This is a genomic window from Aquibium oceanicum (assembly GCF_001889605.1).
Lineage (GTDB): Bacteria > Pseudomonadota > Alphaproteobacteria > Rhizobiales > Rhizobiaceae > Aquibium > Aquibium oceanicum.
Map to the genome: position 1 here is coordinate 2799811 of NZ_CP018171.1, position 12369 is coordinate 2812179.

At 63.4% G+C, this 12369-nt stretch carries 12 protein-coding genes; 9 read left to right on the forward strand and 3 right to left on the reverse strand.

Features of this window, described 5'->3' with window-relative positions; translation table 11 throughout:
* The first annotated feature begins 24 nt into the window (after positions 1 to 24).
* Positions 25 to 2100, forward strand: coding sequence for a hydantoinase/oxoprolinase family protein (locus tag BSQ44_RS13675; protein WP_072605052.1), 2076 nt, complete (start codon positions 25 to 27; stop codon positions 2098 to 2100).
* Positions 2097 to 3785 carry a hydantoinase B/oxoprolinase family protein gene (locus tag BSQ44_RS13680; RefSeq protein WP_072605054.1) on the forward strand — a complete coding sequence of 563 codons (1689 nt, stop codon included), beginning with the start codon at positions 2097 to 2099 and terminating at the stop codon, positions 3783 to 3785. Before BSQ44_RS13675 ends, BSQ44_RS13680 begins: the two co-directional genes overlap by 4 nt.
* Positions 3786 to 3797: 12 nt before the next feature.
* Here the strand turns inward: BSQ44_RS13680 and BSQ44_RS13685 are convergent, their stop codons facing one another.
* The gene (locus BSQ44_RS13685; protein WP_072605056.1) at positions 3798 to 4430 is read right to left on the reverse strand and encodes a glutathione S-transferase family protein; all 633 of its coding nucleotides are present in this window, start codon (positions 4428 to 4430) and stop codon (positions 3798 to 3800) included.
* Between the two features lie 492 nt (positions 4431 to 4922).
* On the opposite strand from BSQ44_RS13685, the gene BSQ44_RS13690 reads away from it, so the two are divergent.
* From BSQ44_RS13690 to BSQ44_RS13710, 5 genes are all read left to right on the forward strand, one after another.
* The gene (locus BSQ44_RS13690) at positions 4923 to 5132 is read left to right on the forward strand and encodes a cold-shock protein (protein WP_072605058.1); all 210 of its coding nucleotides are present in this window, start codon (positions 4923 to 4925) and stop codon (positions 5130 to 5132) included.
* 107 nt (positions 5133 to 5239) lie between these two features.
* Positions 5240 to 5482: a hypothetical protein gene (locus BSQ44_RS13695; RefSeq protein ID WP_072605060.1), complete on the forward strand. Its 243-nt coding sequence runs from the start codon at positions 5240 to 5242 to the stop codon at positions 5480 to 5482.
* A gap of 371 nt (positions 5483 to 5853) precedes the next feature.
* Positions 5854 to 6894: an ATP-binding cassette domain-containing protein gene (locus BSQ44_RS13700; protein WP_072605062.1), complete on the forward strand. Its 1041-nt coding sequence runs from the start codon at positions 5854 to 5856 to the stop codon at positions 6892 to 6894.
* A complete protein-coding gene (locus BSQ44_RS13705; protein ID WP_072605064.1) occupies positions 6891 to 7694 on the forward strand; it encodes an ABC transporter permease in 804 nt (267 codons plus the stop codon). The genes BSQ44_RS13700 and BSQ44_RS13705 overlap by 4 nt, the downstream gene beginning before the upstream one ends.
* Before the next feature lie 82 nt (positions 7695 to 7776).
* Positions 7777 to 8235 carry a GFA family protein gene (locus BSQ44_RS13710; protein WP_072608054.1) on the forward strand — a complete coding sequence of 153 codons (459 nt, stop codon included), beginning with the start codon at positions 7777 to 7779 and terminating at the stop codon, positions 8233 to 8235.
* Positions 8236 to 8318: 83 nt separating this feature from the next.
* Here the strand turns inward: BSQ44_RS13710 and BSQ44_RS26885 are convergent, their stop codons facing one another.
* On the reverse strand, positions 8319 to 10286 hold the full coding sequence (locus tag BSQ44_RS26885) for a hypothetical protein (protein WP_157894593.1): 1968 nt from the start codon (positions 10284 to 10286) through the stop codon (positions 8319 to 8321).
* Positions 10287 to 10660: 374 nt separating this feature from the next.
* Between BSQ44_RS26885 and BSQ44_RS13730 the strand changes: the two genes are divergently transcribed.
* Positions 10661 to 11068 (forward strand): hypothetical protein, encoded by a 408-nt coding sequence (locus BSQ44_RS13730; protein ID WP_072605073.1) that lies wholly within the window; start codon positions 10661 to 10663, stop codon positions 11066 to 11068.
* A 185-nt stretch (positions 11069 to 11253) separates the two neighbouring features.
* A complete protein-coding gene (locus BSQ44_RS13735) occupies positions 11254 to 11568 on the forward strand; it encodes a hypothetical protein (RefSeq protein WP_072605075.1) in 315 nt (104 codons plus the stop codon).
* A gap of 24 nt (positions 11569 to 11592) precedes the next feature.
* Here BSQ44_RS13735 and BSQ44_RS13740 read toward each other — a convergent pair whose 3' ends face one another.
* The gene (locus tag BSQ44_RS13740; protein WP_072605078.1) at positions 11593 to 12189 is read right to left on the reverse strand and encodes a methylated-DNA--[protein]-cysteine S-methyltransferase; all 597 of its coding nucleotides are present in this window, start codon (positions 12187 to 12189) and stop codon (positions 11593 to 11595) included.
* Between the last annotated feature and the right edge of the window lie 180 nt (positions 12190 to 12369).

Here is a 12369-nt window from a genome sequence, read left to right on the forward strand (position 1 = left end):
GGGCGCACGTTTCGGGAATCCGCCATGGACGAGAAAACCGGCGTTTCACCGGCCGCAGTGGTCGCGGGCGTGGACGTCGGCGGAACGTTCACGGACCTGATCCTCATCGACGGTCGCGACGGCGGCAAGGTCCGCCTCGCAAAGACGCCCACCACGCTCGACAACCAGGCCTTCGGGGTCGTCAAGGCGCTGGAATCGATCGATTTTCCGATTGCCGGCATCGATCTCCTCGTGCACGGCACCACCACCACGACCAACGCGGTGCTGGAGCGCCGGCTGGCCAGGACCGGCATGATAACCACTGCCGGCTTCCGCGACGTGATCGAACTCGGGCGGCGCACCCGGCCTCAAGCCTACGGCATGACCGGCGTTTTCGTGCCGGTCATTCCGCGCGACCTGCGGCTCGAAGTCGCGGAGCGTATCGAGGCGTCGGGCGCCGTGCGCGTGCCTCTCGACGCGGAGGAGGTGAAGGCGGCGGTGCGCAAGCTGCTCGATGCCGGCTGCGAATCCCTCGTCATCCACTTCCTGCATGCCTATGCCAATCCGGTGCACGAACTGCGCGCTGCCGAGCTCGCGGCCGAACTCTGGCCGAACGGCCACGTCACCATGGGCCACGCGCTGCTGTCGGAAGCCCGCGAATTCGAGCGCGGCGTCACGGCCGCCGTCAACGCCTCGGTCCAGCCGATCCTTGAACGCTACGTCGGCCGCCTGCGGGCGGAGTTGCAGTCGCGCGGCTATGCCCGCGAGTTTCTGGTCATGAACGGCAATGGCGGCATGATCTCGGCCGGCCTGGTCACCCGCGAGGCGGCCAAGACCGTGATGTCGGGGCCCGCCTCGGGCGTCATGGCGGCGGCCTACACCGCGCGCCGCGCCGGCTTTGCCAACGTCATCACCTACGACATGGGCGGCACCTCCACCGACGTCGCCCTGATCCGCGGCGCCCAGCCGGCCGTCTCGAACGAGATCGAGATCGAGTACGCCATGCCGATCCACGTGCCAATGGTGGATGTGCACACCGTCGGCGCCGGAGGCGGATCGATCGCGCGGGTGGACGACGCCGGCCTGTTGCGCGTCGGACCGGAGAGCGCGGGCGCCATGCCCGGCCCGATCTGCTACGGGCGCGGCGGGACGGAGCCGACCATCTCGGACGCTAACCTGCTGCTTGGACGGTTGAATGCGAAGAAGCTCCTTTCGGTCGACGGCGCCGTCGACGTCGAGTTCATCCGCGATACATTTGCCCGCACGCTCGGGCAACGGCTCGGCGTCGACGCGACGACCGCCGCCGGCGCGGTGCTGACCATCGCCAACACCAAGATGGCGGGCGCGGTGCGCATGGTGTCGATCGCGCGCGGCAACGACCCGCGCGATTTCGCCCTCTTCGCCTTCGGCGGCGCCGGCCCGCTCCACGCCACCGCGCTCGCCCGCGAACTCGGAATCCCCAGGGTTATCGTCCCGGCACGGCCCGGCATTACAAACGCGCTCGGCTGCGTGGTCGCCGACCTGCGCCACGACTTCGTGCGCACGGTCAACCAGCCCGTCGCCGGCCTCGACGAGGCGGCGGTGCGCGACATCCTCGAGACCCAGGCCGCCGAGGGACGCGAAGCCATCGGCCGCGAAGCCGTCAAGCCGGCGGCGGTTCGGATCGTCCATTCCGCCGACATGCAGTTCGTCGGCCAGACTCACCTTCTCAACGTGCCGCTTCCCTCAGCCGCCGTCGACCGGTACGTGCTGCAGTCGCTGTTCGAAAAGGCCTATTTCGCGCGCTTCAAGGTCGAATTGCCGGAAATCCGCGCCAATCTCGTCAATCTGAACACCTCCATCATTGGCGAACGCGCGCCGGTCGACCTGTCGACGCTCATCGATCCCTCCGGCCGGGGCGCCGCGCTCGCCGACGCGCTTCTCCACACGAGGCCCGTCTGGTTCGACGGCACATGGCACGATACCCCCGTCTACGACCGCGAAAGACTGCCGCTCGACGCGTCGTTTGAGGGACCGGCGATCGTCGAGCAGATGGACGCCACGACCGTCATCGAGCCCGGCGACCGGGTCCGCTCCGATGTCGACGGAAATCTGATCGTGGAGGTGGGAAAGTCCGCATGAGCTCGCTCGACGCCATCACGCTTTCCGTCATCCAGGCCGGCCTTGCGCAGGTCTGCGACGAGATGGACCTGACCTTCTCGCGCGCCGCCTTCTCGCCGGTGATCGCGGAAGCCAACGACCGCTCCGACGGCATCTATTCCGCCGAGGACGGATCGCTGATCGCGCAGGGCATCGGAGGCCTGCCGGTCTTCGTCGGCGTCATGCAGTATTCCACCCGCACCATCATCGAGATGATTGCCGATGGCCGCTGCCAGCCGCCCGAGCCGGGCGACATCTACATCGTCAACGACCCCTATCTCGGCGGCACACACCTGATGGACGTGCGCTTCGCCATGCCGGTCTGGCGCGGCGAAAAGATCTTCTGCTGGCTCTCCAACACCGGCCACTGGCCCGACATCGGCGGCTCGGTGCCCGGCGGCTTCTCGGCCTCCGCCACCGCGGTCGAGCAGGAGGGCCTGCGCCTGCCGCCGGTCAAACTCTTCAAGCGCGGCAAACTTGATCCCGAGATCCACGCCATCATCGCTTCCAACATCCGCATCGCGGACCAGCGCATCGGCGACATCAAAGCCCAGGCCGCGGCCCTGATGGTGGGGGAGGAGCGGCTCTGCCAGCTTCTCGACCGCTACGGCGACGCCACCATCTCCGAGGCCATCGCGGAACTGCGCCGCCGTGCCGCCGACCAGATGCGCGCTCGCATCGCCGAGATCCCCGACGGGGTCTACCGTTCGAAAGCTTATGTCGATTCGGATGGCGTCGTCGACGAGCCGCTGACCATTGCGCTCGCCGTCGAAAAGGCCGGCGAGACGCTCTCTTTCGACTTCTCCGGCTCCAGCGCGCCGTGCACAGGGCCGATGAACAGCGTGCTCGCCACCACGCTCTCCTCCGTCTACCTCGCCATGCGCCACGTCTTCCCCGACGTGCCGATCAGCGCCGGCGCCTTCGAGCCGCTGGTGGTGAAGCGGCCGGAAGGCACTTTCCTCGACGCGCATTATCCCCGCCCTGTGTCCGGCTGCGCGGCGGAGGTCTCGCAGCGCATCGCCGAGGCCGTCTTCGCCGCGCTCGTCCAGGCGATCCCCGACCGGGTCACCGCCGCGCCCGCCGGCTCGTCGGGCAATTTCGCGCTCGGCGGCTTCGACCCGGCGCGGGGCCGCGGTTTCGTGCTCTACCAGCTCTCGGGCGGCGGCTATGGCGGCAATGCGGACCATGACGGGCTTTCCAACGGCTGCTCCACCATTGGCATCTCCAAGTCGCCGCCGATCGAGGTGATGGAGCAGGCCTACCCGATCCTCTACCGCCACTATGCCCTGCGCGAAGGCTCCGGCGGAGCCGGGAAACACCGCGGCGGCTTCGGCTTAAGCTATGAGATCGAACTCCTGCGCGGCGAGGCGCGCGCCTCCTTCGTCATGGACCATGGACGCTTCGGCCCGCAAGGCGCACTGGGCGGCGAGGACGGCGCGGTCAACACCGTCACCGTGTGGCGCGGCGGCGAGGCGCACGTCCCGAAACATCTTTCCAAGGAACAGGACATTCCCATGCAGCCCGGAGACCGCGTCGCGGTCGGCACGCCGGGCGGCGGCGGCTATGGCGACCCGCGCGAGCGCGATCCGGCCCTCGTCAGGCGCGACGTCGCGATGGGCTACTACACGCCGGACGAAGCGGCCGAGAAATTCGGCTACAACGGCTGATCTCCCGGCGGGTCAGCCGAAATTCTGCTCCCACGGATGCAGCCGCGCCAGTTCGGCGTCCTTTTCCTGCACGCGGCCATAGGCGGGGCGACCTGTTGCGCGGGCGAGGTAGTCTCGGAAGACCGGCTTATCCGGCAGCACCTTCATGATGTTCATTGTGAAACCGATGCCGCTCGCAAGCTGCGTGTCGGCGGCAGTGAAGGCGTCCCCGGCGGCGAACGCGTTCGCGGAAAGATGCCGCTCGAGATTGCCCACCAGGTCTTCGAACAAGCCGAAGGAATAGTCGTTGCTGCCATAGGTCAGCCCGTGCGCGCGCGCCGCGACGGCGGGGTCGAACACGGAATCGCTGTAGACCATCCAGGTGAGATAAGGCCCCCGGCGCGGATCGCCGATCGCCGGCGCCAGTCCGGCCTGCGGAAACGCGTCGGCCAGATGGATGCAGATCGCCGCCCGTTCGGTGATGGTCACGCCGTCATGCACGATCGCCGGAACCTTCTTGTTGGGCTGGATCGACCGGTAGGCCTCGTCCACGCCGCCCTTGGCGCGGATGTCGACGATCTCCATCCGGTAGTCGACGCCGAGTTCCTCCAGCAGCCAGAAGACGCCGGACGAGCGGGACCAGGGGGCGTGGTAGAAAGTCAGCATGGTGGCAATTCCGGGTGCGGCTCGATCAGGCCGAAGACTTAGCACGCCGCTCCTGACAGCAGAGCGTCAGGAGACCGCCCGGGAGAGTCGCCGGCTCCCGGGGAGGCATTGTAGGGGCAAGCCGTTCCGGGAGCCGGGAAAAATCCCCCGTCCAAGCCTCGTCCAGGGACAGGGGGTGAGCCGCACCCGAATGTTGCCAGATCGCGTGGGAGATACGCTTTCGGGATCCGCGACGCACGCCGACGATGTTTCCTCATTCCAGTGGGGGATCCTATTCCGCGATCGCGGAAACCGCGGCGGGGGACGGCCCACGGCCTCCGGCGGGCATTGAAGAGCGCCGCTCCGCGCCCTATATCTGAGCCATCGATCTTCTTGACGAACAATTGCTATCGCGCCCCGGCGCGTTCGGTTCTCCTTCTCGATTTCGATGCCCGACCGGGCCCGGCACGCGGCCGGCCGGCGGATCAAACGCCGATTTGAAAGGAAATCGACATGGAAACCGGAACGGTAAAGTTCTTCAACGCCACCAAGGGCTTCGGCTTCATCCAGCCCGACGCCGGCGGCCAGGACGTATTCGTTCACGCCTCCGCCGTTGAGCGCGCGGGCATGAACACCATCGTGGAAGGCCAGAAGCTCTCCTACGAGGTGGTCAAGAGCAATCGCGACGGCAGGAGCTCGGCCGAAAACCTGCAGGCGGCATAAGTTTCAGGCGCCTCCGGTCCGACCACGGATGTACTGGCGCGACCGTGGAGGCGCTGAAGAGAAGGTCGGGGAAACCCCCGGCCTTTTTTCATCAGAGGAGCACATCGATGCAGAACCCATTCGCCCCCGAAGCGGCCTTTGCGCCGAAACTCTCCAAGCACGAAGCCAAGGCCGACACCACCACGCGCGTGGCGCGCGAGATCATGGACGCCGAACTGAACAAGCGCGAGGCCAAGACCGAGCGCCTGCGCCTGGCGCGCCTCGCCAAGGAAGCCGAGGCGCCCGTCGACGAGCCCAAGAAGAAGGCCGCCCCGAAGAAGAAGGCGGTCAAGCGCGGGCAGGGCACCTGAGCCGACCGCACTCGCGGGGCGGGCAACGGAGCCGGCTCGCTCCCGGCAAACCGTCATCGGCTCGTCACATGAGCCCGCTATTGGTTCACCCAGCCGCACCGGACCACCGAGTGCGGCCCGCGTCTCCGGTCGCATGACCACGGATGAACTGGCATCGCCCGTGACGGCGCAACGATGGAAAGGTCGGGTCACCCCCGGCCTTTTTTCGTTTCGGGAGCTCGATCGTCCCTGAGGTCCCGAAAGGGGAGACGGAGAGGTGCCTCCTCTGTTAGCATCCTCCCGCCCCTCCTTCAAAAACCTGCAACTTCCTGTATGTGGCCCGCTTCCGAACGGCGGGGCGGTCTTACCGGGGGCGGTCTTGAGAGATTGCGATGAACGAGACTGTCAGGAATTTTCATGAGGCCGCGGCCCCGGCGTCCCCGGCGCCCGATGCACCGCTCGCCATTTTCGCGCGCGGGCTCGTCCGTCATTTCGGCGCGGTGAAGGCGGTCGACGGCGTCGACCTCGACGTGCCGCGCGGCATGATCTTCGCCGTGCTGGGTCCCAACGGTGCTGGCAAGACGACCTTGATCCGCATGCTGGCGACGCTGCTGACGCCCGACGCGGGCCAGGCAACCGTGATGGGCCACGATCTGCTCACCGAGCCGCAGTCCGTGCGCGCGTCGATCGCGCTCACCGGCCAGTTCGCCTCGCTGGACGAGGACCTGACCGGGCGCGAGAACCTCATCCTGCTGGCGCGGCTCTGGGGGTTCCGTCACCGCGCCGCGCGGGAGCGGGCGGACGAACTGCTTTCCGCCTTCGATCTGACGGGGGCCGCGCGGCGCCAGGTGAAGGATTTCTCCGGCGGCATGCGCCGGCGGCTCGACATCGCAGCCTCGCTGGTGGTGACGCCCGGCGTGCTCTTCCTCGACGAGCCGACGACCGGGCTCGACCCGAAGGCGCGCCAGGGCGTGTGGCGCATGATCCGCGACCTGGCGGCCGGCGGCGTCACCATCCTGCTCACCACGCAGTATCTCGAGGAGGCGGACCAGCTTGCCGCACGCATCGCCGTCATCGACCACGGCCGCAAGATCGCCGAAGGCACGAGCCGCGAGCTGAAGGCCGCGACCGGCTCCGGCTACCTGCACGTGACGCCGGCCGACCCGTCGCGCCTCGACGAGGCGGCCGAACATCTGGCCGCCCGGCTCGGCGGCACGGTGAAGCGCAACGCCGAAGGCGCGCGCCTTTCGGTCATGACCGCATCGGCGAGGCAGGCCAACGAAGCGATCGCGGCGCTCATCGCGTCGGGCATCGAGATCGCCGACTTCTCGATGGGCGCGCCGAGCCTGGACGAGGTGTTCTTCGCTCTCACCGGCGCGCCGGCCGACGAGGCCGCCGGCGACGACGCAGGACCCGTGGAGGTGACGCCATGACCGCGCGGTCGCCCTCGATGTTGTCCACCGTGGCGCCGCCGCGGCCGGCCGGCGCGTTCTCCAACGCGCTCACCTTCGGCTGGCGCGCGGTGCTGAAATTCCGCCATCTGCCCGAGCAGCTCTTCGACCTGATCATGACGCCGCTCATGTTCACGCTGCTCTTCACCTTCGTGTTCGGCGGCGCGCTGGCCGGTTCGCCGGGCGATTATTTGCAGTTCTTCCTGCCGGGCATCCTGGTGCAGACGGTGATGTTCAACTCGGTCTATTCCGGCGTCGGGCTCTCGACCGACCTGACAAAAGGCCTGTTCGAGCGCTTCCGCTCGCTGCCGATCTGGCAGCTCTCGCCCTTTGCCGGATTGATGGTGGGAGACGTCCTGCGCCACCTGATCGCGGGCATGATCATCCTCGGCGTCGGCCTGGCGCTAGGCTACCGGCCGCAGGCGGGTGTTGCCGGCGTCGTCGCTTCCTTCCTGCTGCTTTTCGCCATCGGCTTCGGCACGGGCTGGATCTTCATCGTGCTGGGACTGATCATCCGCACGCCGATGACGGTGATGACGGTCGGCTTCACCTTCATGTTCCCGATGGTCTTTGCCTCCAACATCATGGTGCAGCCCGAGACGATGCCGGCCTGGCTCGAGGCTTTCGTGGTACGAAACCCCGTCTCGCACATGACGACCGCGCTGCGCGGCCTGATGGCCGGCACCGCGAGCGGCAGCGAGGTGCTTCTGGCCTTGGCCGCGCCGGTGTTGCTCACGCTGCTGCTGGCGCCGGTGACGCTCTGGCTCTACCGGCGGAATTGATTTTTCGACACGGTCGGGATGGGGGGAGGTCGGAGCCTGCGCCAGCATGGCACCGTCCGCCGCCGACGAAATGGAGACTGCGATGCAAAAACTGCCTCTTCCGCTCTCGGGCTCGTGCCGCTGCGGCCGGGTCGAAATGCGCGTGTCGAAACCGCCGATCGCCACCAGCGCCTGCCACTGCCGCGGCTGCCAGAAGATGTCGGCCAGCGCCTATTCGCTGACGGCCATGATCCCGGCCGACGGCTTCGAGGTGACCAAGGGAGAGCCCGTCATCGGCGGCCTGCACGGGCCCCAGAGCCACCACTTCTTCTGCGACCACTGCATGACCTGGATGTTCACGCGCGCCGAAGGCATGGACTGGTTCGTGAACGTGCGGCCGACCATGCTGGACGACACCGCCTGGTTCCGGCCCTTCATGGAGACCTTTACCAGCACGAAGCTGCCATTCGCGGAGACGGGCGCGGAGAGGAGCTTCGAGGAGTTCCCTGCGATGGAGGAGTTTGAGGGGCTGCTGGAGGAGTATCGGGCGTGGGTGAGATAGCGCGCAATTTCTCTGGTCCCAAAACGGAAGTGGGAGTTTCATCCAACTCCTGCGGACAAAGCCCACAGACAGGCAAAAACTCTCTAAATAATATCTCCCATTAAAACCTCAAAGAACGCGCTATTTCTCTTCTTGGCATCGGAGACTAGTTTTTCGTACCCCAACACCTCGACAAAAGCATCGCGTCGTTCATGGTAACGAAAGAACCCTTGATGATCCCAGGAAACGTTGAAATCATGATCATCAATTACCGTTCTCAATGTTGGCTCTATATCCGCGACCAAATAACTAAAGATTCGAGTACCTTCCGGAACTTGTATGCGCGACCCGCTTGCAGAGATCAAACTTCCATCCGTCCGAATTTTCGCAATAGTCTCGTAGATTTGCTGAATCGGATCCTTCTTCGAATCACCAAAAAAATAGTCATTTCGCCCGGGTCGTTTGAATTCCACGAGGACAATGGAGTTGGCATCGCTGTTTCGATATACAGCGCACTCCTCGAACATTATCAAGTCCGCAACTTTATCTCCCGCCTGTCGCCGCCCTCCATGAATAGTTCTGTCGCTGGAGATGTACGTTACAAATGCAAGTCTTTCATCAATCATCCACAAATTATGCTGATAAAACTTTATGTTTTCACTATCTTTATGTCGAGGATACACAATATCATGGAATACATCTTCAAGACTTGTTCGACCATCCTCGCGCACTCCAATTACCTTCTCCGCCAAGTCTATGACGGTGCGACGATGAGCTACGTACGCCGCAAGAGCTTCCTTGTTCTCTTGCTCGATGTGAGAAAGTATCTCCTCTCTAGCCGCTTTCAGAGACTCAAAATCTCTTGTTTTCTCTTCTAGCTCCTTCTCCCATCTGCCCTGATCTCGATACCTCCGTAGGGCAAGGTCCGAAACAAATTGCTCTGCTCCCCAACTCATGGGCTTCGAACGGACGTAGTCAGCGGGGGCTCCCTTCAAGGCGGTCCTCAACAAAGGGTTCCTCACGAAGACGGAGACAAGGCTTTTTGCTTGATCGGTACGACGAGCCTCTCGATACTCGTTCTGTTGATCGAGTACGAGTTCAGCGACACGATTTGCAATTGCGTCAATCTCATCTTCATTTGCTTCTACGTCCGTCCGTGCCGTGTTCGCGCGATTATTCAGAAATTCTCCACTAACACTTGCGATTACGACGCGGCTTTTGCCGTCTCTCCCAAGAAACGAGGGAGTTCCGATCTTACCTTCCAGGCTTCTGCCGCTACCAATTATTCGGCCGTCCGCAAACAAAAGCATCGCATGCCTCGGGAATAGGTTTCCTTTCTCGGAGAGTGAAGTTCCTATTTCAAAGTCGTGCAGTTCGCCATCTATCTCGATCGTCTCATTCAACGTCACTTCGGAGCTAAATAGATTTTTGAATCGGTCGGCAGCGTCGTAAATTGTTCCATCTATACTAAGAGATATCTGGGGCATTCTGCCGGAAACAAAATAAGGAAGAAAATAGCGAATGATTCGATCTACAATTTGATCGGGATTGATATTTTCCACGACATTCACAAAATCAGGTTTTACTCCAGAATATCGGACAGAACAGCCAGTATCATCAATAAAAATTGTGTCTACGTTGGTGAACTTAATTTCCGGAGGCGCAAAAATATCGAACGAAAATGCCCTCGTTTCGAAAGCGGTGTCCTTTTTACTCCGTGAAGCGTAGTATATTTCATTAAAAACCTTAAAGGAAATAAATCGTCCGAAACCTTTTCCGCCTTTTCGTAGTTTATGACCAGTGAAGGGGGTAAGAAAGGCATCAAAATTATCTTCGGTGAGGCCGACCCCATTGTCTTTTATCGAAGCAAATACAGGTGAAAGGCTGATTTCAATCTCGATCTTTCCTTTCGCTAATTGCTTGGTATCGAAGCGCTCGGTAATAGAGTGGTATGCATTTGAGATGCACTCGAATACGGGTAGAAGAAAGTTGTCAACATTCGGCCTTAAATTCGTCCTCTTCACAACAGATATCATATCTGCGTGCTTCAGCGGAATATTAGTATTATCCATGTGCTCTCCTTATCTGAAGATAGAATTGTTTATCTTTAATTTCTTTAAGCATATATCATCGGGAAAAAATCGTGCTGCCTACGATTTGAGGCGGGCAAATTGAATATCCATTTATTATTCATACAAACTCAGGATGGCGACAGCGGCAATTTTCATGAGCGAACAGCATGCTCACAAGCTGGTCCGATGTTCGGTACCGGCTATTTATAACGGTGATGGCGTTTATAGGCGAGCTAGTATTTTCTCGTATCGCTGTGCAAAAGCCGGACCTCCGCCTGCAACAATACCAACACCTTGGGCGAATTCTGTCCCTGTTCCATCCACACCCCAACCCACCCACGCCACAATGCCCACCGGTTTCACGAGGCGCGGGCATGGCTGCAACACTGGACGATCGGACGATGAGGCGCATTGTGGCGCTGCTCGTCTCGTTCGCCGTGATGGCAGAGCGGGCCGCCGGCCGGTCCTTCCCGGTGCGTTTCGTCGTGCTGTGCATCCTGCGACACGCCGAGGCGGTGGCGCTGTTGTTTGTGGCCGAGACGTTCGAGGCGGATGTTTTCTACGTCCATGGCGATCCCGAAACGGGGTACGGCCCGGCAGACGCGATGGCGATCGCCATGCGCCTGCGCGCGCTCGCGTCGCTCGTCTTCGCCATGCTGGACCCAGCTGACCTGGACGACGGCTGGGTGATCGTCCTTAGCCGGCGAGCCCTGCGGTCCGATGCCCGTGCGTGCCTCACCGCGCCGTTTGGCTGGATTATCCCCTGCATCGACACCTCCTGAATGCCGTTGCTGGCCAACGTCCGACATTTGATCCGGATGGCCGGGCGGCGAATGCGCCGCGCGGCGCGTCGGGCGTTGGGCGCGGGTCTGCCGTCGCCGCAACCTCGCCGCAATGCTGGGACTGAATGGCCGTCAAGAAGGAACGGGCGCGCGCCAGCAGAGCCGGCCGCGCGCGAGGAGGTCCGATGAAACTTGTTGCACTGACGATCGCGCTCGCCGCCGTGGCGGCGCCCGCGCAGGCGATTTCGCGCTACAATTCGCTCGACATGAGCTGCGCCCAGGTGCAGTCGGCCGTGGCGCGGGAAGGGGCGGTGATCCTGCGCTATCCGTCGAAGCGCAAGCCGAGCCTTACCCTCTACGACCGATACGTCGAGCACGGCGGCTTCTGCGCGGTCGGCGAATACGCCGCCAACGACTGGATACCGACGGCCGACAAGGCGCAGTGCTTCGTGCGCGCCTGCAAGCCGGTCAACTACGACGACGACGTCCTGTTCAACTGAGCCCGCCGATGAGCCCCGCGCGCATCAGAAGCCGAAGCTCGTCTGGGCGGGCGCGTCCGGCCCGAGCCGCACACCTTCGAGCGAAAGCAGGCGCGTCTTGGTCGAAACGCCTCCGGGCGCAGAAAATCCGCCCGGCTTGCGACCGGCGGCAAGCACGCGATGGCACGGGATCACCAGCGGACACGGGTTCGAGCCCATTGCCTGGCCCGTCTCGCGCGCAGCGCCCGCATGCCCGGCGCGCTCGGCCAGTTCGCCATAGGTCGTCACCTCTCCGAAACCGATCGTCCGGGCTTCGCGGTAGATCGCCTTGCGGAAATCGCCCACGCCGCGAAGGTGGACCGGAACGGCGCGAAGATCCACGCGCTCGCCGGCCGCATAGCGCTTCAGGCTCCCCGCCAGCTGCGCCATCGCGGGCGGCAGCAGCGCTTCCAGGATCACCTTGGCATCGGCGCGGCACTCGGCATTGTGGAACCCGTTGCGCGGCATGGTCAGCAGCCGCTCGGTCTCGGCCGCGTCCCGGCCGGGAAGCTGCAGCCGCGTCAGCCCGTGCTCGCTCCACGCGATCCCGACCGGCCCGAACCGCGTCTCGACCAGGTGATGGCCCATGGCTGCCGGTCTCATCCCGCCTCCGCCGTGCTCCTCATGCTGGCCTCCTAGCATATCCGGATATCGGAACAAACAAGGAACTTCATGCCGTCCACCGCTTCGAACGACCCTGGCCGGACGACCGCCACCGGCCCTTGCCCGGCAAGCGTCTCTCCGGTAAGGAAAATCCGGGCGGGACGACGAGACGGCAAGGCT